20 protein-coding genes and 1 riboswitch are annotated in these 24,286 nt (G+C 70.8%); of the genes, 11 read left to right on the top strand and 9 right to left on the bottom strand.

Annotated elements, in window-relative coordinates; translation table 11 throughout:
• Positions 1 to 16 precede the first annotated feature (16 nt).
• From KOI47_RS07060 to metG, 3 genes are all read right to left on the bottom strand, one after another.
• A complete protein-coding gene (locus KOI47_RS07060; RefSeq protein ID WP_408629895.1) occupies positions 17 to 1,501 on the bottom strand; it encodes a transglycosylase family protein in 1,485 nt (494 codons plus the stop codon).
• A 334-nt stretch (positions 1,502 to 1,835) separates the two neighbouring features.
• Positions 1,836 to 2,681 carry a TatD family hydrolase gene (locus KOI47_RS07055; RefSeq protein ID WP_232376590.1) on the bottom strand — a complete coding sequence of 282 codons (846 nt, stop codon included), beginning with the start codon at positions 2,679 to 2,681 and terminating at the stop codon, positions 1,836 to 1,838.
• Positions 2,668 to 4,464 carry a methionine--tRNA ligase gene (gene metG / locus KOI47_RS07050; RefSeq protein WP_216215053.1) on the bottom strand — a complete coding sequence of 599 codons (1,797 nt, stop codon included), beginning with the start codon at positions 4,462 to 4,464 and terminating at the stop codon, positions 2,668 to 2,670. The genes KOI47_RS07055 and metG overlap by 14 nt, the downstream gene beginning before the upstream one ends.
• 51 nt (positions 4,465 to 4,515) lie before the next feature.
• Between metG and KOI47_RS07045 the strand changes: the two genes are divergently transcribed.
• From KOI47_RS07045 to KOI47_RS07025, 5 genes are all read left to right on the top strand, one after another.
• Positions 4,516 to 5,109: a PadR family transcriptional regulator gene (locus tag KOI47_RS07045; protein WP_216215051.1), complete on the top strand. Its 594-nt coding sequence runs from the start codon at positions 4,516 to 4,518 to the stop codon at positions 5,107 to 5,109.
• A gap of 79 nt (positions 5,110 to 5,188) precedes the next feature.
• Complete coding sequence (locus KOI47_RS07040) at positions 5,189 to 6,208, top strand: ATP-binding cassette domain-containing protein (RefSeq protein WP_216215049.1); 1,020 nt, start codon at positions 5,189 to 5,191, stop codon at positions 6,206 to 6,208.
• A complete protein-coding gene (locus KOI47_RS07035) occupies positions 6,198 to 6,965 on the top strand; it encodes an ABC transporter permease (RefSeq protein WP_216215047.1) in 768 nt (255 codons plus the stop codon). Before KOI47_RS07040 ends, KOI47_RS07035 begins: the two co-directional genes overlap by 11 nt.
• A 136-nt stretch (positions 6,966 to 7,101) precedes the next feature.
• The gene (locus tag KOI47_RS07030; protein WP_216215045.1) at positions 7,102 to 7,683 is read left to right on the top strand and encodes a GH25 family lysozyme; all 582 of its coding nucleotides are present in this window, start codon (positions 7,102 to 7,104) and stop codon (positions 7,681 to 7,683) included.
• A gap of 62 nt (positions 7,684 to 7,745) precedes the next feature.
• Positions 7,746 to 9,059 (top strand): aminodeoxychorismate synthase component I, encoded by a 1,314-nt coding sequence (locus KOI47_RS07025; protein WP_216215043.1) that lies wholly within the window; start codon positions 7,746 to 7,748, stop codon positions 9,057 to 9,059.
• Positions 9,060 to 9,069: 10 nt separating this feature from the next.
• Here the strand turns inward: KOI47_RS07025 and rsmI are convergent, their stop codons facing one another.
• On the bottom strand, positions 9,070 to 9,945 hold the full coding sequence (gene rsmI / locus KOI47_RS07020; RefSeq protein ID WP_216215042.1) for a 16S rRNA (cytidine(1402)-2'-O)-methyltransferase: 876 nt from the start codon (positions 9,943 to 9,945) through the stop codon (positions 9,070 to 9,072).
• An 88-nt stretch (positions 9,946 to 10,033) separates the two neighbouring features.
• On the opposite strand from rsmI, the gene KOI47_RS07015 reads away from it, so the two are divergent.
• The 4 genes from KOI47_RS07015 to KOI47_RS07000 all read left to right on the top strand — a co-directional run bounded on the left by KOI47_RS07015 (position 10,034) and on the right by KOI47_RS07000 (position 14,746).
• Positions 10,034 to 11,608, top strand: coding sequence for a dolichyl-phosphate-mannose--protein mannosyltransferase (locus tag KOI47_RS07015; protein ID WP_216215039.1), 1,575 nt, complete (start codon positions 10,034 to 10,036; stop codon positions 11,606 to 11,608).
• 195 nt (positions 11,609 to 11,803) lie between these two features.
• Complete coding sequence (locus tag KOI47_RS07010) at positions 11,804 to 12,922, top strand: sensor histidine kinase (protein ID WP_216215037.1); 1,119 nt, start codon at positions 11,804 to 11,806, stop codon at positions 12,920 to 12,922.
• Positions 12,915 to 14,036: an AbrB family transcriptional regulator gene (locus tag KOI47_RS07005; RefSeq protein WP_216215035.1), complete on the top strand. Its 1,122-nt coding sequence runs from the start codon at positions 12,915 to 12,917 to the stop codon at positions 14,034 to 14,036. Before KOI47_RS07010 ends, KOI47_RS07005 begins: the two co-directional genes overlap by 8 nt.
• A complete protein-coding gene (locus tag KOI47_RS07000; protein WP_232376589.1) occupies positions 14,018 to 14,746 on the top strand; it encodes a response regulator in 729 nt (242 codons plus the stop codon). The genes KOI47_RS07005 and KOI47_RS07000 overlap by 19 nt, the downstream gene beginning before the upstream one ends.
• Positions 14,747 to 14,872: 126 nt before the next feature.
• Here the strand turns inward: KOI47_RS07000 and KOI47_RS06995 are convergent, their stop codons facing one another.
• The 3 genes from KOI47_RS06995 to KOI47_RS06985 form a co-directional block, all read right to left on the bottom strand.
• A complete protein-coding gene (locus KOI47_RS06995) occupies positions 14,873 to 15,934 on the bottom strand; it encodes a FecCD family ABC transporter permease (protein WP_216215033.1) in 1,062 nt (353 codons plus the stop codon).
• On the bottom strand, positions 15,931 to 16,965 hold the full coding sequence (locus tag KOI47_RS06990) for an ABC transporter substrate-binding protein (protein ID WP_216215031.1): 1,035 nt from the start codon (positions 16,963 to 16,965) through the stop codon (positions 15,931 to 15,933). Before KOI47_RS06990 ends, KOI47_RS06995 begins: the two co-directional genes overlap by 4 nt.
• Positions 16,966 to 17,022: 57 nt before the next feature.
• Positions 17,023 to 17,203, bottom strand: a riboswitch (cobalamin riboswitch).
• 150 nt (positions 17,204 to 17,353) lie between these two features.
• On the bottom strand, positions 17,354 to 19,081 hold the full coding sequence (locus KOI47_RS06985; RefSeq protein WP_216215029.1) for a serine/threonine-protein kinase: 1,728 nt from the start codon (positions 19,079 to 19,081) through the stop codon (positions 17,354 to 17,356).
• A gap of 249 nt (positions 19,082 to 19,330) precedes the next feature.
• On the opposite strand from KOI47_RS06985, the gene KOI47_RS06980 reads away from it, so the two are divergent.
• Together KOI47_RS06980 and KOI47_RS06975 are read left to right on the top strand one after the other, a co-directional pair.
• Positions 19,331 to 21,211, top strand: a complete 1,881-nt coding sequence (locus KOI47_RS06980; protein ID WP_216215027.1) for a propionyl-CoA synthetase — start codon at positions 19,331 to 19,333, stop codon at positions 21,209 to 21,211.
• Positions 21,212 to 21,343: 132 nt separating this feature from the next.
• Entirely contained in the window at positions 21,344 to 22,924 is a 1,581-nt protein-coding gene (locus KOI47_RS06975) for a beta-N-acetylhexosaminidase (RefSeq protein ID WP_216217150.1), read from the top strand.
• On the opposite strand, the gene KOI47_RS06970 is transcribed toward KOI47_RS06975, so the two are convergent.
• Both KOI47_RS06970 and KOI47_RS06965 read right to left on the bottom strand, forming a co-directional pair.
• Positions 22,925 to 23,554 carry a TetR family transcriptional regulator C-terminal domain-containing protein gene (locus KOI47_RS06970; RefSeq protein WP_216215025.1) on the bottom strand — a complete coding sequence of 210 codons (630 nt, stop codon included), beginning with the start codon at positions 23,552 to 23,554 and terminating at the stop codon, positions 22,925 to 22,927.
• Entirely contained in the window at positions 23,551 to 24,207 is a 657-nt protein-coding gene (locus tag KOI47_RS06965) for an MOSC domain-containing protein (protein WP_216217149.1), read from the bottom strand. The genes KOI47_RS06970 and KOI47_RS06965 overlap by 4 nt, the downstream gene beginning before the upstream one ends.
• Between the last annotated feature and the right edge of the window lie 79 nt (positions 24,208 to 24,286).

Raw genomic sequence — 24,286 nt, 5'->3', positions numbered from 1 at the left:
ACCTGGCGCAGCAGGCTCAGCGCGGGAGGCCCAGCTTGCTCGAGCAGGACGGCCAGGCACCGTACCCGCCACGCGCGTCGCGCAGCTTGGTGGCGATGGCGATCTGCTGCTCCCGGCTCGCCTGGTGCGGGTAGGCGGCGTACTGGCTGCCCCCGTAGGCGTCCCAGGTGCCCTTGTTGAACTGCAGGCCGCCGTAGTAGCCGTTCCCGGTGTTGATGGACCAGTTGCCGCCGGACTCACACTCCGCCAGCCGGTCCCATACCGCGCCGCCGGTCACCGGCGGAACCTCCGGCTCCTTGGTGCCGACCCGGACGACCTTGGGCTTGGCCTCCTTGACGATCTTGGTGGAGAGCTCCTCGCGGGCGACTTCCTTGTCGTTCTTCTTCGTCACCCGGTAGGTGACGATCTTCTCGCCCGCTTCGCCCTCTTCCTCGACCTTCTCGGTGCCCTTCTCCATGGTCGAGTCGTTGATCTTCTGGACTTCCGGCTCGATCGTCTCGGTCTCGTTCACCACCGAGACGCCGGTACGGCTGATGTGCACCTCGGCACCGTCCAGCAGCTTGTAGTCGAGGCCGCCCTCGGCCTCGTCCTCCGGGCCGAGGGTCAGCTGCAGCTCGCCGAGCAGCTCCTTGGTGGTGACCGCGTGCGTGGTCAGCTCGCGAGGCTCGTTACCGCCGTCGTAGAGGGTGATGTTCTTCAGCGTCTTGACCTCGAGGGTCATCCCCTCGAGCGGGACCTCGCCGTCCGCGGGCGCCGACATCCAGGCGTTGCCGCCCCGCAGCACATGGGACAGCTCCAGCTGCTGCAGCGCCTCGCCGACGGTGGTCGCGCGCACCCAGGACTCGCGCTCGGTGCCGTCCACGACGACGTTGAGCTTGCGTCCCCGCTCCAGCTTGATGACCCCACCGTCGCCGACCTGGGTCTGTGGGGAGGGCGAGAGCGCGTCGTGCGCCCCGACCGAGAGACCGGCGTCGTCCAGCACCTCGCCGACCGTGTCGCCGAAGCTGCGCACGGTCTGGTTCTCACCGTCGACGTTGACGGTGACGTTCTTGTTCATCGCGAGCGCGGCGGCGCCACCGCCGGTCAGCGTGATCAGGACGGCGAGGATGGTGCCCTTGAGGAAGCGTTTCTTCCAGCTCTTGGTGGCCGCGACCAGGCCGTCCTCGAGGTCGTCCGCTGCTTCCTCGGTCTTGGTCTTGGCCTTGGCTTTCTTACCCGTCTTGCCGACCCGGTCCTCGCTGGCCTCGTCCGGAATGACGATCGGCGGCAGCATGGTGGTCTCGGCGTTGACCAGCCGGATCAGCTCGTCCACGTCGACCGAGGCCTCGGCCATCAGGTCGTCGGCGTCCGGCCCGAGTGCGGCGAACACATCCTGTGGGGTGATGTTGGGCTCCGGCGAGTAGCCGAAGTAGTCGAAGTCGCCGGAGTCGTCACCGTCCGGGCGCTCCAGCGTCGCGAGGCCCCCAGAGCCCGCACCAGCGTGCCCGTATCTACCAGTCACAGGGTCGATCCCTTTCGCGAAAAAGCCCAAAGGCCCAATGAGCCCGGGTGAGCTACTGCCTTCCTCTCGGCCCGCTCGTCGAGCGTGCCGTTGTGTCCGGCTCCCGCAGTCAGCGCCATCCCCAGCGACCCGGGACGAACCCGGTGCCGCGTTCCCCGACGTGCACTGACGTGACTGTGGGCGTACCTGCCGAAGCTCCACGCTGAGCTACCAACCGGCACGATCACGGGACAGTAACGAAGCCTGCCGGGTTGCGCAAACACCCCCCGGAATCTCGTGACGCTCGTCACATCACCGGCTTGCCGCTTGCCTTCGCTCGAATGTCGCAACGTGTTCAACCCGCCGTAACTGTGCGCAGGCGGAACACGCGATCGGCATTGGCGCTCGCCGCGGCGGCAACCTCCTCGACGGGCTGTTTCCGCAGCTCGGCGAGGCCCCGCACGGTGTAGGCGGCGCAGTACGGCTCCCCCGGCCTGCCCCGGAACGGGTGCGGGGTGAGATACGGCGCATCGGTCTCCACCAGGAACTGCTCGGCCGGAACCAGCTTGGCCACCTCGTGCAGCTCCCGCGCGTTGCGGAAGGTCACGGTGCCAGCGAAGGAAAGGACCCAGCCCGCCTGCACGCACCGCCTGGCCATCCCGGTGTCCCCGGAGAAGCAGTGGAAGATCACCGTATCGGGTGCGCCCTCCTCGTCCAGGATGCGCAGCACGTCCTCGTGCGCATCCCGGTCGTGGATCATCAGCGGCTTGCCCACCCGCTTGGCGAGGTCGATATGCCAGCGGAAGGCCTCCTGCTGCGCCGCGGGCGGCGAGTAGTCCCAGTAGTAGTCCAGGCCGGTCTCGCCGACCGCGACCACTCGATCCTCCTGGACCAGACGCTCCACTTCGGATTTCTCGTCCTCGCCGAAATCCTTGGTGCGCGTGGGATGTATCGCCACGGCGGCGAAAATCCTGCTGTCCCATGTGGACGCCTGCGCGGCCCAGCGGGCGGCGGCGAGATCGTCGGCCACGGTCACCATCCTGGCGATCCCGGCCCGTTCGGCCCGGTCGGCCATCGCGGCGACCTCGGCGGCGTTCTCCGCCCCGCAGGCGTCCAGATGGGTGTGCGAGTCGACGGCGGGCACCGGAAGCGGCTCCGGGATCGGCGGCAGTTCCCGCTTGGACTGTTCACGCTTGGACAATGGGTGCCCACTCCGGTCCGGTCTCGGCCAGTTTCGGGTCCAGCTTGGCGAACAGCGGGCTCGGCTTGGCCAGCGGCCTGCCGACCTCGACCGGCACCGACTCCCAGCGCGCCTGCTCGGCCGCGTAGTCACCGGTGAGGATCGGGTTGATCCGGCCGGGGACGTCCAGGTCCTCGGCCTCGGTCAGCTCCGGCTGGGCCGCCCACACCCCGGTGCCGCCCATCGCCTCGTGCACCTTCTGTGCCGAATGCGGCAGGAACGGCGTGAGCAGCGTGTTGGCGTCCGAGACCACCTGCAGCGCGGTGTGCAGCACGGTGTCCCTGCGCTCGGGGTCCTCCTTCAGCTTCCACGGCTCCTGTTCGGAGAGGTACTTGTTGGCCGCGGACACCACCCGCATGGCCTCGCCGATCCCGGCCCGGAACCGGGAACGGCGCAGGTTCTCGCCCACGGTGTCGAAGGCCTGCCGGGACAGCGCCTTCAGCTCCTCGTCGGCGGCCCGCGGGGCCTGCGGCCTCGGCACCGCCCCGTTGTTCTTGTGCGCCATCGAGATGGACCGGTTGACCAGGTTGCCCCACTCGTTGGCCAGCTCGAAGTTGATCCGGCGGGTGAACTCGTCCCAGGTGAAGTCCACGTCCTGGGTCTCGGGGCCTGCCGCCGAGATGAAGTACCGCAGGGTGTCCGGCCCGAACTCGCGCAGGAAGTCGTGCAGGTAGATGACAGTCCCGCGGGAGGTGGAGAACTTCGAACCGCTCATGGTGAGGAACTCGCTGGAGGCGATCTCGGTCGGCAGGTTCAGCGTGCCGTACGGGCCGGGCTCGCCACCCTTGTCCCCCTGCCCGTTGTGCCCGAGCAGCAGCGCGGGCCAGATCTGGGCGTGGAAGGTGATGTTGTCCTTGCCCATGAAGTACACGAGCTCGGCTTCCGGGTCGTTCCACCACTGCCGCCAGGCGTCCGGCTCCCCGCTGCGGCGGGCCCATTCGACGCTGGCCGAGAAGTAGCCGATCACCGCGTCGAACCAGACGTAGAACCGCTTCAACGGCTCGTCCCGCCAGCCGTCCAGCGGGATCTTCACGCCCCAGTCCAGGTCGCGGGTGATCGGCCGGGGACGCATGTCGTCCACCAGGTTCCGGGTGAAGTTCAGGACGTTGGACCGCCAGCCGGTCCGGGTGGCCAGCCATTTGCCCAGCGAGTCGGTGAACGCGGGCAGGTCGAGGAACAGGTGCTCGGTCTCGATGAACTTCGGCTTCTCCCCGTTCACCCTGGACACCGGATTGATCAGCTCGGCGGCGTCGAGCTGGTTACCGCAGTTGTCGCACTGGTCGCCACGGGCGCCGTCGTAGCCGCAGATCGGGCAGGTTCCCTCGATGTAGCGGTCCGGCAGGGTCCGGCCGGTGGACGGGCTGATCGCGCCGGTGGTCGTCTTCGGCACCACGTAGCCGTTGCGGTACAGGGCAAGGAAGATCTCCTGCACCACCTGCGCGTGGTTGCCGGTGGTGGTGCGGGTGTAGAGGTCATAGGTCACGCCGAGCCCGCGCAGGTCCTCGGCGATCACCCGGTGGTACTTGTCCGCCGTCTGCCGGGGGGTGAGCCCTTCCTTGTCGGCCTGCACCAGGATCGGCGTGCCGTGCTCATCGCTGCCGGAGATCATCAGCACCCGGTTGCCCGCCATTCGCTGGTACCGCGCGAACACGTCCGATGGGACGCCGATACCGGAGACATGGCCGATATGCCGGGGGCCGTTGGCGTAGGGCCAGGCCACCGCTGTCAACACGGGGGTGCTCATGAGTGTTTAGCCTACGGAGGGCGTCTCGCGTATTTCATCTCGGGAGGATCCTTGTCCGCGACCAGGCTGCTGGTGCTCGGCCTCGTGCGAATGTACGGCAAGGCACACGGCTATCAGGTACGCCGTGAGCTGCAGACCTGGTCGGCCGACAAGTGGGCCAGCATCCACCCTGGCTCGATCTACCACGCGCTGAAGAAGATGACCACCGAAGGCCTGCTCGAGCAGGTGGAGACCGAGCGGGGCGGGGCGGGACCGGAACGGGTGGCCTACCGGCTCACCGGCACCGGCGAGACCGAGTTCCAGGTACTGCTGGGGCAGGCCCTCGCCGAACCGGGACCGGGCGGGCAGGACCTTTCGGCCGCGGTCACGCTGATGACGACGCTGCCCCGCAAGCAGCTGATCAACCTGCTGAACCTGCAACTGGTGCGGCTGGAGGCCCACGAGCGCAGCGCGCGGCTGCTGCTGGAGGAAGGCGTCGGCTGGGGCGCGCCGGACCATGTCGCCGAGCTGTACCGGCTGTGGCAACGCCTTGCGGACGCGCAGGTCGGCTGGCTGCGCGAGCTGATCGGCAGGCTGGAGGCCGGCGAGTACGTGCTGGCCGACGACGCGGAAATCGCTTTCGGAGAACCCGGCTCGGCCGAATAATCAAGTTTGACTACCGACGACCGGCGCGGCAGAGTGTCGCCGTCAACTAGTCAAGTTTGACTAACGAAAGAGGGGTCTCATGATCAAGGCACGCGGCCTCGCCAGGCGGTTCTGGCGCAGAGGCCGCACCGGCGGCGACGTTCATGCGGTCAAAGGCGTCGACCTCGATGTCGCCGAGGGGGAACTGGTCGGCTTCCTCGGCCCGAACGGGGCCGGAAAGACCACCACGCTGCGCATGCTCACCACCTTGCTGCGCCCGACCGCGGGCGAGGCCACGGTGGCGGGCTGCGACCTGTTGCGGGACCCGGTGGGGGTACGCAAGCGCATCGGTTACGTCGCGCAGGGCGGGGGCACCGCCCCGGAGTACAAGGTGGCCGAGGAGATCGAGCTCCAGGGCATGCTGTACGGGCTGAGCAAGGCCGAAGCGCGCCGGCGCGGCGCCATGCTCACCGAACAGCTCGATCTCGCCAATCTGGATCACCGGCTCACCAAGACGCTCTCCGGTGGCCAGCGGCGCAGGCTGGACATCGCGCTCGGGCTGATCCACGACCCGAAGCTGGTCTTCTTCGACGAGCCGACCACCGGGCTCGACCCGCAGAGCAGGGCGAACCTGTGGGAACACATCCGGCGGCTGCGCGCGGAGCAGGGCGTGACGCTGTTCCTGACCACCCACTACCTGGACGAGGCCGACTCGCTGTGCGACCGCATCCTGGTGATCGACAACGGGGAGATCGTCGCGGAGGGCAGCCCGAGTTCACTGAAGTCCAGGGTCTCCGGCGACGGGGTCGAGATCGGCGTGCCACCGGAGTCGGTGGCCGCGGCGGCCGAGATCGCCGGCAGGCTCGCCGGCGCGCACGAGGTGACCCGTGGCGAGGACAGCGTGCGGTTCCGGGTGCCGCGCGGGGACACCGCGATGCCGGAACTGCTCAGGGCGCTGGACGCCGCCGGGATCGGCATGACGGCCATGCAGGTGCACCGGCCGACCCTGGACGACGTGTTCCTCACCCTGACCGGCCGCACGCTGCGCGATGCCGAGGAGCAGCCGGCCGGGGACTCCAGCGCGTCCGGAAAATCCGAGGAGGCCGCCCATGTTGCGTGACAGCTGGCTGATCTTCCGCAGGGACCTGATCCTCAGCACCCGCAACCCGACCTGGCTGATGATCCAGATCATGCAGCCGTTGCTGTACCTGGTGTTGTTCGGGCCGCTGATGGAGAAAATGGTGCAGAACACGCCGGGGTTCCCACCCGGAAACGCCTGGCAGATCTTCACCCCGGCGCTGATCGTGATGATCGCACTGTTCGGCAGCTCGTTCGTCGGTTTCGCGCTGCTGGCCGACTACCGCACCGGGGTGGTCGAGCGGCTGCGGGTCACGCCGGTGAGCAGGCTCGCGCTGCTGCTCGGCAAGGTCGTGATGAACGCGATCCAGGCGGTCGTGCAGGCGGTGTTGCTGATCCTGCTGGCCTATCTCGTGTTCGGGCTGAACGCTCCCCTCGGCGGAGTGCTGCTCAGCCTGGTGATCGTGGCCCTGCTGGCGATCACCCTCGCGTCCTCCTCCTATGCCCTCGCGCTCCGGATGAAGAGTGAGGAGGCCTTCCCGGCACTGTTGAACGTCATCCTGCTGCCCTTGCTGCTGCTGTCCGGGATTCTGATCCCGATCACCACCGGGCTCGCGCCCGACTGGCTCTACGCGATCTCGCGGATCAACCCGTTCAGCCACGTGGTGGAGGCGCAGCGCGGAGTGTTCCGCGGTGACTTCAGCATGGACACGCTGTTCACCGGCAGCGTCGTACTGCTGGTGATGACGGTGCTCGCCGTGCTGTGGGGTGCCCGCACCTTCCAGCGCGAGAACGCCTGACCCCGTTGCGGGGCCTGAAGCTCGTCAGGTTCAGGCCCCGCAACCAGCCGCGCCCATCCGCAGGCCGTTCGCGGCGGACGCGCCTGTGCCTTGTGATCCCACGCCGGACGCGACCGGCGGGTTAGCCTCGCCGGTAATGGACGAACAGGACACCGTGGGCGGGATCAACCTGTCGCACCACGAGACCGTGGGCGACTGGGCCGCCGTACGCGCCGCTGGGGTCCGCTTCGCCAGTATCACCATCACCGAGGGCATGAACTGGACCGATTCGGCGGCCTGCAAACAGCTCGGCCTCGCACAGCGGGTCGGCATGCACACCGGGGCACGTCACTTCGCCCGCCCCGGCGCGGCAGGCGAGCAGGCGGAACACTTCGTCCGTACCTCCCGCCCCCTCGGCGCCTTCGCTCCCGGTGCCCTCGCGCCCGCGCTGGATGTCCGGGTGGCGGCCGTGGACGACCGCTTCATCCGGTCCTGGATCAAGGCCGTGCGCGGCGCGAGCCAGCTACGCAGGGTTCTCGTCTACGCCGGATATGACGACTGGCTGCACCGGCTGCGTCCCGGTAAGTGGGTGGACGACGAGGTCATGCTCTGGCTCACCAGGCACAACGGCATCCCCGGCAGACCGGGCTGGTTTCATTCCCGGTTGAGCCTGCACCAGCACGAACCCGGCCGGGACGCCATCGTCTACCCGTTCACCCTCGCCGACCTGCTGCTCTAGCGCCGCCCCGCACGCGGGAGGGCGCGGCCGGTGACCCCGCGTGCTCGGGCGACAATGGCGGTATGCGGTTGGTGCGCAGGCTGCTGCGCTCGCAGGTCTCGCCGGAACGGGCGTTGCTGTCACTGGACACACGCGCCCGTTCCCTCGGCCTGCCCGCACCGGCCGCGTTGTGCGGGGACTGGTTCGGCTCCCGCGCGATCCTCGCCCCGACCCTGGCCTGCACCCCGGTGCGGGAGGTCGAGCGGGCTTTCGAGATCCCCGCGCGGCAGCCGATGATGCCGGAGTCCGGCCCCGGCGGCGCGGTGGGCGGCGGCTGGTTCGGTTACCTCTCCTACCAGCTCGCCGATCCGGCCGGGGGCCGCTCCGCACTGCCGAAGGCGGTCTGGGGCTGGGCCGATCACGTACTCCGCCAGGACGCCGACGCGCACTGGTGGTTCGAGGCGCTGGTGCCCGAGGATGCACCCGATCCGCACGAGCTCGCCGCCGAGCTGGACGAGCTGCTCGCCGCGCCGCCGCCACCGCGGAGCAGCTGGACACCGGTGCGGTTGCGCCGCCCGGCCGCGGCCGGGCACCAGCACGCGGTGTCCGAGTGCATCCAGGCGATCCGGGCCGGCGAGCTGTTCCAGGCCAATATCTGCACCCGGTTCGACGGTGCCTTCGACGGCGAACCCGCCGAGCTGTTCGCCGAGGGCGTGCGCGGCCTGCTCCCCCGCAGGGCCGCCTACCTCGCGGGCGAGTGGGGCGCGGTCGCCTCGATGTCGCCGGAGCTGTTCCTCGCCCGCAGGGGCAGCCGGGTGTACTCCACCCCGATCAAGGGGACCCTGCCGCGCCGGGGCCCCGCCGACGATCCGCTGGCCGCCCGGCTGCGCGAGTCCACCAAGGACGTCGCGGAGAATGTGATGATCACCGACCTGGTGCGCAACGACCTCGGCCGGGTGTGCGAGGTGGGCAGCGTCGGCGTCCTCGAACTGCTCACCGTGAAACCCGCGCCCGGCGTGTGGCACCTGGAGTCCACAGTGGAAGGACGCCTGCGGGAGGGGCTGGACGACGCGGACCTGCTGCGGGCCGCCTTCCCGCCCGGTTCGGTGACCGGAGCTCCGAAGCTGCGCGCGCTCGACCTCATCGCGGAGCTGGAGCACCGGCCCCGCGGGGTCTACACCGGCGCCATCGGGCTGGCCTCCCCGGTGGCCGGGATGGAGCTGAACGTCGCCATCCGGACCCTCGAACTGCATGCGGGCTGGCTGGAGCTCGGGGTCGGCGGCGGAATCACCGCGGACTCCGACCCGGCGGCCGAGTGGCGGGAGTGCCTGCACAAGGCGGCCCCGCTGGAGCAGCTGCTCGCCACCAAGGGCCTGCGTCCGCGCGCGCTCGCGTAACCGCGGCCGGTCAGCCTGCGCCGCGTTCCGGCTTCGCGTTTCCGGCCCGGCGCGCGATCACCGCGTCGTACAGTTCCTTCTTGGACACGCCTGCGGCTTCGGCCACGGCGGCGGCCGCGGACTTCAGCCGCTCGCCCGCCGCCGCCCGCTCGGCCACCTCGTCGACCAGTTCGGCCACCGGCGTGCCGGGTGAATCGGCCCCGGCGAGCACCACGGTGATCTCGCCGCGCACCCCCGCCGCGGCCCACTCGGCCAGTTCGCCGAGCGTGCCCCTGCGGACCTCCTCGTACGTCTTGGTCAGCTCCCGGCACACCGCGGCGGCGCGCTGCGGGCCGAGCGCCCGCGCGGCATCGGCAAGGGTGCCTGCCAGCCGGTGCGGGGACTCGAAGAACACCGTCGTCCGCCGCTGCCCGGCCAGCTCGCGCAGCCACCGCCCCCGCTCCCCCGGCTTGCGCGGCGCGAAACCCTCGAAGCAGAACCGGTCGGAGGCAAGGCCGGACAGCGCCAGCGCGGTGGTCACCGCGGAGGGGCCGGGCAGGCAGCTGACCGGCAGGTCCTCGGCGACGCAGGCGGCGACCAGCCGGTATCCGGGGTCGGAGACGCTGGGCATGCCCGCGTCGGTCACCAGCAGCACGGTCTCGCCCGCACGCAGCGCGTCGAGCAGCTTCGGCAGCCGCGCGGTCTCCACGTCCTCGTAGAAGCTGATCACCCGGCCACGCGGGGTGACGCCGAGCGCGGTGGTCAGGGCGCGCAGCTTCCTGGTGTCCTCGGCGGCGATCACCTCCGCCCCGGCCAGCGCGTCCACCAGCCGGGCCGAGGCGTCCCGCGGGTCCCCCAGCGGGGTCGCGGCCAGCACCAACCGGCCCCCGGCCGTACTGCTGGCCATCCCACGCTCCTCCTGGTCTCGGCTGCGGCCCAGGGTAACCGGCGGCGCGGACGACGACCTCACATCGTCGCCTTTAGGATCGTCTCCCGTGACCGCGCTGCTGACCCGACCGTCCGGGGACGGTCTACATCCGGAGCAGGGGCGGCCGGGCCAGCCGCCGACCGACCGGGAGACGACGCTGCTCGGCAGGCCCATGCCTGGCGACCGGGTACGCGCGCTCGTGGTGACGCTGGTGCTGACCGCAATCGGCGGCTTCATCCGGCTGCAGAATCTCGGCTTCCCCACCGACAAGGGGACCCCGGTCTTCGACGAGAAGCACTACGTGCCGCAGGCGTGGCAGATGCTGCGCAACGGCGGTTACGAGGACAACGCGGGCTACGAGCTGGTGGTGCACCCGCCGCTGGCCAAGCAGCTCATCGCCGTCGGAGAGTGGCTGTTCGGCTACAACGGGTGGGGCTGGCGGTTCAGCGCGGCGATCGCCGGCACGGTGATCATCCTGCTGACCATCCGGATCGCCCGCAGGCTCACCCGCTCCACCCTGCTCGGCGGGATCGCGGGCGTGCTGGTCATCTGCGATGGCGTGCTGCACCTGCAGTCCCGGATGGGGATGCTGGACATCTTCCTGGTGGTGTTCGTGCTCGGCGCGTTCGGCTGCCTGCTGATGGATCGCGAGCAGGTGCGGGAACGGCTCGCGATGGCGGTGCGGCACGGCTGGATCGACGAGACGCCCTACGGCCCGCGACTGGGCTTCCGCTGGTGGCGTTTTGGCGCCGGGGTGCTGGTCGGCCTGGCCACGGCGGTGAAGTGGTCCGGCGGGTACTACGTGGTGGCCTTCGGTCTGCTGTGTATCGCCTTCGATGTCGCGGCGCGGCGGGCGGCCGGGGTGCGGCGCCCCTGGGTCGGCATGCTGCGCCGGGACCTCGCCCCCGCGCTCTGGGGCATCGGGGCGATCGCGGTGCTGGTCTACCTGAGCAGCTGGTGGGCCTGGTTCGCCAGCGAGACCGCCACCGACCGCAACTACGTGCAGATCCACAACGAGGGCGGCGGGGCGTTCGGGTTCGTGCCGGACGCGCTGCGCTCGCTGGTCTCCTACACCTTCGCCGTACTGGACTTCCACGAGAGCCTTTCCACCCCGGACGGTGATCCGCACCCCTGGGAGTCCAAGCCGTGGACCTGGCCGATGGGCCTGCGCCCGATGCTGTACTACTACGAGTCCGGTGACGCGGCAGCCGGGTGTGGCCGGACGGAGTGTGTCCGGGCCACGATGCTGGTCGGCACCCCGGCGATGTGGTGGCTTGCGCTGCCGATGCTGGGCTGGGGCCTGTGGCGGTCGGTGTTCCGCGCGGACTGGCGCTACGCCGCTGTGCTCGCCGCGTACTTCGCCGGCCTGCTGCCCTGGTTCGTGAACCTCGACCGGCAGATGTACTTCTTCTACGCCACCCCGATGGCGCCGTTCCTGATTCTCGGGCTGACCCTCGCGCTGGGGCATATCCTCGGACGCGCGGCGAGCGGGTTCGAGCGAAGAGGCACCGGGCTACTCGTGGTCGCCCTCTATATCGGCCTGGTGGTGGCCAACTTCGTCTGGCTGTGGCCCATCCTGAACGGCGACTCGATCACCAACGAGCGCTGGCAGGCCGAACTCTGGCTCCCCTCCTGGCGCTGACCCCCTTGTTGGCCGTACGCAAACAGCAAACTCACGTGCATGAGCGGCAAACACGCGCGCGTGGCGGGCAAACACGCCGGGCCTCGGCGTGTTTGCCGTCTACGCGCGCGTGTTTGCTCCCCACGCGCACGCGTTGGCCATCCGGCGACAGGTAGTGTCACCGCGACGCTGGTGGTGGGCAGGGTGAGGTGGACCGTGGCCGGAGAGACGGTACGGCTGCTGTGGCGGTTCGGCCGCCGGTACGCGGCAACCGTACGGGTCGCGATGCTGCCCCCGGTCGTCGTGATCGCGGTACTGCGGGCGGCGCCGGAGCACCTGGTGGCCATTTCGGTCACCGCAGGCGTCGCGGCGGTGTGGACCTGCGCGTACGGCTGGTGGCTCATCCGCTCCGGTGGTAACGGGCCGGTCGCCGTGGACGTCGTGGTGCTGCTGGGGGTGTGCGCGAGCATACCGTGGACCGACGCCGTCGCGGAGCACAACATCGGGTGGATCAGGTTGCTGGTCATCTTCGCCTGCGCGACCTACCAGTGGCACACCTCCGCGCTGGTCGGTGGCCTCGCGGCACTGGCCGTCGACGGCGGGCTGCTCGCCGCCGTCCTCGCCGGGGGCGCGGAGGCCGGCCTGCTGATCACACCGGCCTGGGTACTGGTCGCGGCCGCGCTGTCCCGCGCGGCGTGGGTGCTCGTCGGGCGCGCCGCCGCGCGTGCCGACCGCCTGGCGGCCGCGGCCGAGCGGGCCCGCAGGGAATCGTCGGTGGCCGAAGCCGTGCGCGCCGAGGAGCGGGAGTTCGCCAACGCGCTGCACGACACCGCGGCCGCCACCCTGCTGATGGTCGGTACCGGGCAGGTGCGCGCGGACGCCGGGTGGCTGGCCTCGCAGGCACGCCGGGACCTGGAGCGGCTGCGCACCGCGGGCGGGCCCGCGTCCGGGGAGGCCGACCTGGTGGAACTGCTGCGGGCCGAACTCGACACCACGCACCTGGCCGTCGAACTCGACGCCCCCGCGCGGCTGACGCTGCCGTCCGGCGTGGCCGGGCCGATCGCCGACTCGGTGCGGGAGGCGCTGAACAACGTCCGGCGGCACGCGGGCACCGACCGGGCCACGATCAGGCTCGGCGGGGACCAGCGGGCGGTCCGGGTCGAGGTGGTCGACGAGGGGAAGGGCTTCTCGGTCGAGGAGATTCCGGCCACCCGGCGCGGGCTGCGGGACTCCGTCCGCGACCGGATGCACCGCGCGGGCGGCGCGGCCACCATCACCTCCGCTGCAGGGGTGGGCACCGTGGTGCGGCTGGAGTGGCGGGCAGATCATGGGTGAGCCCATCGAGCCAGCCGAGGAACGGACCCAGGCGCAGCTGCGGCACGGCCTGCGAATCGCGATCCTGCTGGTCACCGTGGCCATCGTGTTCGGGCTCGGGCTGACCAACCTGGCACGCGGCTGGCACCGCTACGATGTGCCGCTCGCGCAGGTCGCCGCCTTCGCCACGCTGGCGGCCGTACTCGGTGTGGAGGCCGTTCTGCTCGCCCGGCGCCTGCCGTGGCACACCGGCCCGCGCAGGCTCGCCATCGCCGCGGTACTCGCCGCGTCCGTGCTTTCCTACGCCACCCTCCCGGAAGGCCGCACCTCGACCGCGACGGACTGGATCTTCGGCGCCGCCAACTGGGCCGGCCTCGTGCTGCTGCTCAACCGGCCACTGTGGACTATGGTGACGTTCCTGGTCACGCACGAGCTGCTGGCGCTGCTGAACGTGTTCCTGCTCCACGAGCCCAGCCGGGGAGCGTTGCTGCGGTTCACCACGGGTTCGGTCAACGTGTTCGGCTTTCCGTTGTGCGTGGCCGTGGTCGCGGCCGTGCTGAACCGGATCGGCCGGAACGCGGCGGTGGCCACCCGGGAGCTCGAACGGCTGCGGACCGCCGAGGCCGTCGCGGCGGAGTCGCATCGCCGCCGCGGGCTCCGATTCGCCGAGCTCACCGGCACCACCGTTCCGCTGCTGGAAGGGCTCGCGGATGGCACTCTGGTTCCCACCGACTCCGAGGTCCAGCGACGTTGCGCCATCGAGGCGGCCCGGATGCGGCGGCTGTTCGCCGAGGCGGACCGCGCACCCGATCCCCTGCTGCACGAGCTTCGCCACTGCGCCGACGTCGCCGACCGCAAGGGCGTTCAGGTCGAGCTGGAGGCCCGCGGCAGGTGGCCGGTGCCGCCGGTGGCCGTGCGCAGGGATCTCACCGACGCGGCGCTCACCGCGCTGGCCACGGCAGGCTCGTGGGCGCGGGTGACCGTGGTCGGTGCGCCGGACATGGTGTCGGTCAGCGTCGTCGCCGACTGCTCCGGGATCGACCTGCCGAGCCCGGCCACCCCGGACGTCCGGCTCGAGAAGTTCAGCAACGAGAACGCGGTCTGGCTGGAGGCGCGATGGCAACCGACCGGATGAAGGAGAAACCGATCAGCGCGGTGATCGTCGACGATCACGCCGCAATCGTCGCCGGTGTGCGGTACTGGTGCGAACAGGCCGTGCCGCCGATCGACCTGATCGACGCGGGTGACCGGCTTTCCCTGGTCTGGACCGGCGCGGGCGCGGCAGCCGACGTGGTGATCTTCGACCTGGAGCTGGTACCGGGCCAGCCCGAGTTCGGCGAGCTGCGCAGGCTCGTGGACAACGGCCGGCGCGTGATCGTGTACTCCCAGCACGCCGACAACGCCACCGCGATCAAGTGCGTGGACCTCGGCGCGCTGGCCTACCTGACCAAACGGGAGGGGCAGGACCACCTGGTACCCGCGATCCGGGCCGCCGCGCACGGCCGACCCTACACCGCGCCGTCCCTTTCCGGCGCACTGATGACCGACAGCACCCCGGACCGGCCCCGGCTGTCCCCGCGGGAGGCCGAGGTGCTGCGGGCGTGGTTCGCCTCGTCGTCCAAGGAACTCGTCGCGACCAGACTGGACATCACGGTCAAGACCGTCGACACCTACATCGCCAGGGTGCGCGTGAAGTACGCCAACGCCGGGCGGACGGCCCGCACGAAAACCGAGCTCGTCGGCCGGGCACTGGACGATGGGCTCATCACCCTCGCGGAGCTCAACCAAACCGTGACCCCGATGTCGGGTGTTCACCGGACACCGGACGACGCCATGCCTTCCTAGGCTGCACCCGTTCGGCGCTCGGCGGGGGAGCGAGGCCAAACCGTACGGGCGCCTGCCGCCTCCTCGGGCAGGCAGGCGCCCGGTCTGGCTTCGGCCGGCACGGTTCCCGGATCGCGGGGAGCACCGTCAGGACGGGGTGGCCAGGCCGGTCCGCCGGGTGCGGTAGAGGATCAGCACGAATGCCGGCACCCCGATCAGCGAGGTCACCACGCCGACCGGCACCTCCTGGGGGTCGAGAATGGTGCGGGCGAGGGTGTCGACCCACACCAGGAACACCGCGCCTGCCAGCGCGGCGACCGGCAGCAGCCTGCCGTGCGCGGGACCGGTCACCGCGCGGACCGCGTGCGGCAGCACCAGGCCGACGAAGCCGATCGCGCCCGCCGCGCTGACCAGCGCGGCCGTCAGCAGCGCCGTGACGCAGAGCAGCAGGAGGCGGGTGCGCAGCACGGCGACCCCGAGCGCGGCGGCCGTCTCCTGCCCGAACGCGAAAACATCCAGGGTGCGGGCGTGACCGGCGCAGACGGCCAGCGCCACCACCAGCACCGCCAGGCACAGCCACACATCGGCCCAGCGCGCCCCGCCAAGCGAGCCGAGCAGCCAGAACAGCACGCTGCGGGTGGTCTCCGCATCCGCCGAGGTGAGCACGATGAACGAGGTGAGCGCGGAGAACAGCTGCATCGCCGCGACCCCGGAGAGCACGACCCGGTCCGTCGCGCCCCCGAGGATATGGCTGAGCAGCAGCACCAACCCGAAGGAACAGACCGCACCGACGAAGGCGCCCCCGGAGGTGGACAGCACTCCCCCGCCCACGCCGAGGATGATGACCACGACGGCCCCGGTCGAGGCACCCGAGGACACACCGAGCACGAACGGGTCGGCGAGCGGGTTGCGCAGCAGGGACTGCATCACCACGCCGCATACAGCGAGCCCGGCCCCGCACCCGGCGGCGAGCAACGCCCGGGGCAGTCGCAGGTTCCACACGATCCCGTCCCGGATCGGGCTGATCGCGGTCGCGGCCTCACCGAGTCTGGTGTGGACGGACACCGTGGACCAGACGTCGCCGACGCCGATGTCCGCGGGGCCGATGGTGATGGCCACAGCGATGGTGCCGAGCAGCGTGGCCAGGCCGGCCGCCCCGACAAGACTTACCCGCCCGAGGGTCCATACCGTCCGTACCGCGGCCGTCACCCGGCGAACCCGTGCTCGCGCAGCGCGGCCACGACCTTCTCCAACCCGTCCACCGTGCGGATCGTCGGGTTCATCGCCTGCCCGCTGAGCAGCACGTAACGTCCTTCGCGGACGGCGTCCATATTCCTGGTCACCGGGTGGGACTCCAGGAACTCGATCTTCGTCTCGGCCGACTCCGCGGTCTGCGACTCGCGGGTGAGATCGCCGATGACCAGCACGTCGGGGTTCCGCGCCGCGACGGTCTCCCAGCTGACCTGCGGCCACTCCGCGCGGGTGTCGTCGAAGACGTTCTTCGCGCCCAGCTCGCCGGTGATCACACCCGGCGCCCCGCAGCAGCCCGCCAGGTACGGGGACTCGGAGTTGGCGAACCAGTACATCAGGGTGACCCCGGAGGCGTCGATCCCGGCGGTGGCCTCGTCCACCCTGGCCTTCAGCTCGGTGACCAGCCGCTCGCCACGGTCCGGGACGTCGAAGATCCCGGCCAGCTCGCGAACCTCACGGTAGACGGTGTCCATCGTCAGGGGTTCGGTACGGCGACCGTCGCCCTCGCCGCTGTTGTCCTTGCCGACGCAGTCGGCCGGGGAGAGGTAGGTGGGCACGCCGAACTCCGCGAACCGCTCGCGGGTCGCGACGCCGCCCTCGGCGAGGGTCGAGGCGAAGGAGGCCGCGGCGAAGTCCGGCTCGGTGTCCAGCACCTTCTCGAAGGAGGGGTAGTTGTCGGCGAGCCGCGGCACCGTGGCGTTGGCCTCCTCGAGGCCGGGGAGAACCGGATCGGTCCAGGTCGCCGTGCCGACCATCCGGTCGGCACGGCCGAGGGAGAGCAGGATCTCGGTGGTGCCCTGGTTCAGTGAGACGGCCCGCCGTGGTGGGGCGGCGATCTCCACCTGCCTGCCGCAGTTGTCCAGCGTGCGGGGGTTCCCGGCGGCCGCGGTGTCCGTGGCGGTGATGGCCGGACCACCACCGCACCCGGCGAGCAGCAACGCGCCGGAGACGAGCAGGGCAGCGCGGCGGAAGGGACGCGTGATCGGCACGAGAGGTTCCTCGTCGTCGAGGGCCCATACGCGGGGCCCGGTCGTACGGTGCTCCCCGCCGGAACGGGGCCGCCAGCAGGTCTTCGGGCTCGGGATCGTCCGGCCGGGGCGCCTTCCCGGATCCTGCGTCCAGTGGCCACTGCCCCGCCGTCACCCTCACCGCTGCGCGTCAGCTCCGGATTCGCACCGGATTCCCTGACCCACCCGCGTGGGTTCGACTGGCGGCGGCAGGCTACCACGACACCGCGCGGGAACCCCTTGTTGGCCGTACGCAAACAGCAAACGCGTGCGCGTGAGCGGCAAACACACGCGCGTGGCGGGCAAACACGCCCGAGGCCCGGCGTGTTTGCCGTCTACGCGCGCGTGTTGGCCGTTCGGGTGCGCCGGATCAGCGGACGCGGGGGACCAGGCGGGTGACCGGGCCGTCCGGGGAGGCGCCGCTGCGGGCGAGCCAGCCCTCGACCTCCTTGCGCACGGCGTTCAGGGTGGGCCGGTTGCGGGGTTGTGGGTCGAGGGAGGCCATCAGCAGCTTGGCGTGCACGCTGCGGCGGGGCAGTTGTGCGGGCGGCTCGGCGCGGGCGGCGGCCATCAACGCCGCCATCGGGGTCTCCCTTGTCCCCCGCGGGGGCGAGCCGGAAAGGGCGTAGCTGACCGTGGCGGCCAGCTGCCAGGCGTCCGAGGCGGGGCTGGCCGCCACGCCCGCGGCCGCCTCCGGGGCCACGAAGTCCGGGGTGCCGATCATCATCCCGGTCGCGGTCATGGTGGAGTCGCCCTTACTGCGGGCGATGCCGAAGTCGATCAGATGGGCCAGCCCGCCGGGGTCCAGGATCACGTTGGACGGCTTCACGTCGCGGTGCAGCACACCCCGCTCGTGCGCGGCGGCGAGCGCACCGGCCATGGTGGCCCACAACCGGCCAGCGGCCAGGTCGTCCAGCGGCCCGCCGTTGTCCACAACCGCGCCGAGCGGCTGCCCCTCCAGGTACTCCATCACCAGCGCCAGCCCGTCCGGCTCCTCGACCAGGTCGTAGACCCGCACGCAGTTGGGGTGGTTGATGGTGGCCAGCGCACGCGCCTCGCGCTGCATCCGCTCCTCGGTGTCCGGGTCGGGGGCATGCGCGATCTTCAGCGCCACCGTGCGGCCGAGCTGGTTGTCCACCGCCTGCCATACGGTGCCGAAACCGCCGTGGCCGAGCCTGCGCACCCTGCGGTACCGGCTGCTGCCAGCCTGGCTGGAACCCGGCGGCGTTGGCACCGGCCCCGGCGCGGCGGCCAGTGCGCCCGCCCCCGCCGACTCCTGCGCTGGCGCGACCGAGGTCGCCGGGTACTGCTTGTCCGGCGGCGGAGGCGGGGGTGGCTGCCGTTGCTGTTCCGCGGGCGGGACGTAGGGCGGCGGGTCCGGCTCCCTGCGCGGTTCCGGTTTGCGTTCCGAGCGCTGCAGCACCGACCAGCTCGGCGGCCCCACCAGCGACACCGGGATGATGCCCAGCACGCTGACCGGAAGGAACCCCAGCCACAGGTGCACGGCAGTATTGGCCTCCACCCCGGCGGTGAACAGGAACAGCGCGACGAAGGAGAGCCAGAAGAACCGGCCGGGCCAGCCAGGGCCGCGGCGCAGCGCCGAGCGGGCCTGCAGCTTGATGAACAGCAGGCACAGCGCGGGCAGCCCGATCAGCGCACCCAGGTAGTAACCGTAGGCCAGCACGCCGCCGGAGGAGTAGAACAGGGTCTCGTACACGTTCTGCCCGCCGCCGAGGTAGCTCGACTGCGCCCCGACGAAGCAGTACTCGGTGGTCATCGTGGCCCGCTCGGGCCCGGAGAGCCCGCCGGTGCCGCCCGCGTTGACCGCGCGATACACGCTGGACACGCCGTTGGCCAGCAGCCACGGCAGCAGGAAGACCGAGACGACGCCGATGGCGCCGATCACCGAGGCCACCACCGCGTCGTAGCGGTTGCCGGTCCCCTTGCGGATCAGCGCGACGAGCACCGCGCCGAGCACCGGAAACAGCGCGATCAGGGCGCCTGCGGTGCTGGTGGCCCACACCCAGTCGCCGGGGCAGAAGCCCGGTCCGAACAGCTCGTGCGCCAAGGACAGCAACGAGCTAGCGAACGACTCCACCCCTCGCTCCTTCGTCGTGTCCTGTTTCCCCGGGTCCGGTGCGCGCGCCCGGCCGGACGGCCGTCACCAAGTATGTCGGTTGGCATCCCGGCGGGGTTGCCCGCCCGTCGGCTTCGCCACCCATTCGCAACCAGGTGGCGACCGGCCGACCAGACGCCCATCCTCGCACAGCGCACGCGGGCGCACGGCCGCCAGTCACGCTCGCCGCGATGTTCGTCCGGGGCTGGTCCCGTGGTCCATCATGAGTGGATGGGTGCCTACGCCGAGACCTTCCAGCGCAGCCTGACCGACCCGGAGTCGTTCTGGCTGGCGGCGGCCACCGCGATCGACTGGACCCGCGCGCCGACGCGGGCGCTGGACGCCGAGCGTGCCCCGCTGTACCGCTGGTTCCCCGACGGGGAGCTGAACACCTGCCACAACGCGCTGGACCGGCATGTCGCTGCCGGGCGCGGGGAGCAGCCCGCGCTGATCTACGACTCCCCGGTCACCGGGGACAAACGGCGCTACACCTACGCCGAACTGCGGGACGAGGTGGCCCGGTTCGCAGGCGCGCTGGCCTCGCTCGGCATCGGCAAGGGCGACCGGGTGATCATCTACCTGCCGATGGTGCCCGAGGCGGTGATCGCCATGCTGGCCTGCGCCCGGCTGGGCGCGGTCCATTCCGTGGTCTTCGGCGGGTTCGCCCCGAAGGAACTGGCCGCGCGGATCTCCGACGCCCGGCCGAAGGCGATCCTGGCCGCGTCCTGCGGGATCGAACCGGCCAGGGTGGTGGAGTACAAACCGATCATCGACGCCGCGCTGGCCGCCAGCGAGCACCGGCCGGAGCGGGTGGTGGTGCTACAGCGGGAGGCCGCCCCGGCCGAGCTGGGCCCTCGGGACCTGGACTGGACCGAGCTGGTCGCCGGTGCCGAACCGGTGGACCCCGTCCCGGTGGCCGCGACCGACCCGCTCTACGTGCTCTACACCTCCGGCACCACCGGCAGGCCGAAGGGGGTGGTGCGGGACAACGGCGGGCACGCGGTGGCGCTGGCCTGGTCGCTGGCCAACATCTACGACATCCACCCCGGGAACGTCTGGTGGACAGCCTCCGACGTCGGCTGGGTGGTCGGGCACTCCTACATCGTCTACGCCCCGCTGCTGGCAGGCGCGACCACAGTACTTTACGAAGGCAAACCGGTAGGGACCCCCGACGCGGGGGCGTTCTGGCGGGTGGTCGCCGAGCACGGGGTGCGGGCGTTGTTCACCGCGCCGACCGCGCTGCGGGCGGTGAAGAAGGTGGACCCCGACGCGGCCGAGGTGGCGAAGTACGACCTTTCCGGCTTCCGCACCCTGTTCCTGGCCGGAGAGCGGCTGGACCCGGAGACCTACCACTGGGCGCACCGCAGCCTCGGTGTCCCGGTAATCGACCACTGGTGGCAGACCGAGACCGGCTGGCCGATCGCGGCGAACCCGCGCGGGCTCGAACCACTGCCGGTGAAGCCGGGCTCGGCCACGGTCCCGGTACCGGGCTGGGACGCGCGGATTCTGGACGCAGGCGGGGAACCGCTGCCGCCCGGCGCGGAGGGGGCGATCGCCATCCGGCTGCCGCTGCCGCCGGGCGCGCTGCCCACGCTGTGGGGCGATGACGAGCGGTACGTCGAGTCCTACCTCTCCCGCTACCCAGGGCACTACCTGACCGGCGACTCCGGGTACCTGGACGAGGACGGGTACCTGTTCGTCATGGGTCGCACCGACGACGTGATCAACGTGGCGGGCCACCGGCTGTCCACCGGTTCGATGGAGTCGGTACTCGCCGCGCATCCCGCGGTGGCCGAATGCGCGGTGATCGGAGTGTATGACGCGGTGAAAGGCCAGCTGCCGCACGGCTTCGTGGTGCTGAAGTCCGGTGTGGACATAGAACAGGACACGCTGCGCGCGGAGCTGGTCGCCGCGGTGCGCAGCGAGATCGGCCCGGTGGCCGCGATGCGCGATGTCTCCGTTGTGGACGCACTGCCGAAGACCAGGTCCGGGAAGATCCTGCGCAAGACCATGCGCGGGATCGCCGACGGCAAGGACGAGCCGGTGCCCTCCACCATCGAGGATCCCGGGGTGCTGGACGCGCTGCGGCCGGTGCTACGCGGCACCCGGTAACCAGCGGCTTCCCCCGGGTAGCTACTCCGAACGGTGGATGTCCAGAACGAAAGTATTGGTCTATACCTTTACCCGTCGCATATGTCGACCCATCGGAGGTGTCCTGTGCGCAAGCGCAAGCCCTTGACCACCATGCTTGCCGCGGCGGCGCTCTGCCTGCCCGCGGTGGGCATGTCCGCCGGAACGGCGGCCGCCGAACCGGCGGCGACCGGCGGCGGCCAGCACGGCTTCGACAAGGTGATCCCGGCTCCGGTCGAAGCCGAGCCCGACCCGAAGGAGAAGTTCTGGCTCAGCCCCTTCACGTTCATCCGTACCCAACCGGGATCCGCCGAGGCCAAGCAGGTCGGTAAGTACCTCGCCGAGCAGCTGCGACCGGCCACCGGCTATCCGCTCCCGGTCATCTCGACCCGGCACTCGTTCGTGCCGAACATCTCGCTGTCACTGGGGAAGACCGACGAACGCGTCGGTGAGCAGGGTTATCAGCTGGACGTCTCGCGCAGGGGCGTGCAGATCCGGGCGAACACCGGGGACGGCCTGTTCGCGGGTGTGCAGACCCTGCGCCAGCTGCTCCCGGCCCAGATCGAGGCGGACGAGCCGCAGCGGCGGATCTGGACCGTGCCCGGCGGCAGCATCCTGGACTACCCGCGGTTCGGCTACCGCGGCGCGATGCTCGACATCGCCCGCCACTTCCACGAAGTGGACGAGATCAAGGCATACATCGACGAGATCGCCGCGTACAAGGTGAACTACCTGCACCTGCACCTCACCGACGACCAGGGCTGGCGGATCCAGATCGACAGCTGGCCCAAGCTCACCACGGTCGGCGGCGGTCCCGGAACCGGTGTGGACGGGGAAGGCGGCGGCTACCTCACCAAGGCCGACTACGCCGAGCTGAACCGCTACGCCGCATCCCGGCACATCACCATCGTCCCGGAGATCGACATGCCGGGGCACACCAACGCCGCGCTGTCCACCTACGCGGAGCTGAACTGCGACGGGGTCGCCCCGCCGCCGCGTACGGACATCGAGGTGGGCTACAGCTCGCTGTGCATCGACAAGGAGATCACCTACGAGTTCGTGGAGGACGTGATCCGCGAGGTCGCCGCGATGACCCCGGGGCCGTACCTGCACATCGGTGGCGACGAGGCACACGCCACCACCGACGAGGACTACCGCAAGTTCATGGACCGGGTGCTGCCGATGGTCGGCAAGTACGGCAAGCGGATCTCCGGCTGGGACGAGATCGCCCAGGTGGACCCGCCGGTCTCCGCGGTGCCGCAGTTCTGGGACACCGACGGCGAGGACGCCGACGTGGCCGAGGCCGCGGCACGGGGCAACAAGATCCTGCTCTCCCCCGCCACCAAGGCGTACCTGGACATGAAGTACAACGAGGACACCGAGCTGGGCCTGAGCTGGGCCGGCTTCACCGAGGTGGACGACGCCTACGACTGGGATCCCGGCACGCACATCAAGGACGTTCCGGAGAGCGCGGTTCTCGGTGTCGAGGCTCCACTGTGGTCGGAGACCCTGCGCACGCTGGACGACATCGAGTTCATGGCGTTCCCCCGGCTGCCTGCCATCGCCGAGAACGGCTGGTCGCCGCGGGCCACGCACGACTGGGAGTCGTTCCGGGAGCGGCTGGCCGCGCAGGGTCCGCGCTGGGAACTGCAGGGCGTCGACTTCTACCGGTCCCCGCTGGTGCCCTGGAAATGATCAGCTTGCGGGCAGGGTCTCCGGCGCGGCGGCCGCTGCGCGCAAGCGGGTAAGGATGCTCCCGCGCGCGAGGTGATACGCCGCCTTCCCCCCGTGTAGCACGGAATCGGCGTTCGCAGCACGCGCGAGGGCATCGATCTCGAAAACGAGCTGGGCCACCTCGATCCCCGAGTCGAGGTGGCCCAGCTTCGTCGCCTCGACGGTGACGTCGGTGAGCCGTTCCCGCCAGCGGCGGTGGGACTCGGCGATCGCGTCGTGCACCCGGCCGGATCGCGCGTCGAACTCGGCCGCGGTCTGGAAGAAGAAGCAACCGCCGGGGAAGACCCGGCGCCGGGAGTAGTCCAGCCAGCATTCGCACAGCTTCCACAGCCGCGGCAGGCCGGCCTGCGCACCGCTCGCGGGCGCGATCACCTGGTCGGTGAAGATCTCCCCGGCGGCCCGGACGGCCGCGAGTTGTAGCTTCTCCTTCGAGCCGAACAACGCGAACACGCCGCTCTTGCTCAGTTCGAGCTCGGTGGCCAGCCTGCCGATGGACAGCGCGTCCAGGCCCTCGACCGAGGCGATGTCCACTGCCCGGCGCAACACCGCCCTGCGGGTCGCCGCGCCGCGCAGCAGCCGCCCATCGGTCATCCGCCGCCGAGTTTCCGGCGCAAGGTGGCCCGGTACTGCTCGGCGAGCAGGGGCGCCGCGAGCACCCGTTCGGCGCTCTCGCGCTGCGCATCGTCCAGCTCGGCCCTGGCGAGGAAGGTGAGCCGGAAGACCTCGGCGACCGTGGGGCCGCCGTCCTCTCGCTGCACCACCCGGATCGGGCCGGAGGTGGGGACCCGGCCGGGACGGAGCACGGTCAGGTACCAGCCGCAGCGCCCGGAGTCGATCATCGCGGTGATCACGTCCTTGCGCCCGGTCTTCATCCCGAGCTTGTAGCAGGGAGTGCGCGGCTGGCTGACCCGTAGCAGCGCCGTGCCCCACTCCCACACGTCCCCGATCCGCACCGACCGCTCATCACAGCCCGCGAACGAGATGTTCTCCCCCACCGAGCCCGCGGCCAGTGCGAAACCGTCCGCGGTCCAGCCTGCGTAGTGCTCGACGGGATAGGCGTACACGGCCTTGTCCGGGCCGCCGTGCACGCTCGGATCGCCCTGCCGGTCGCCTTCCAGGTTGGTCGGTCCGAGCTCGAGCTCCGGCTCGGTGCGCCTGGCCTTGGTGATCGCGCTGTAGACGGGCTCGTCCCGGCGGGTACCCAGCACGCTGGGCTCGCCGGTGTAGACCCCCGAGACAGTCAGCTGCACGCCGCGACAATAGCACGATCGTTCGTTCTGTTTGGGCACGTGGACGCCTCGCCGGGGATTTGCTAAACAGTAG

It is taken from the genome of Amycolatopsis aidingensis (assembly GCF_018885265.1).
GTDB classification, from domain to species: Bacteria; Actinomycetota; Actinomycetes; order Mycobacteriales; family Pseudonocardiaceae; genus Amycolatopsis; species Amycolatopsis aidingensis.
This window is presented reverse-complemented; position numbering and strand designations above follow the sequence as displayed.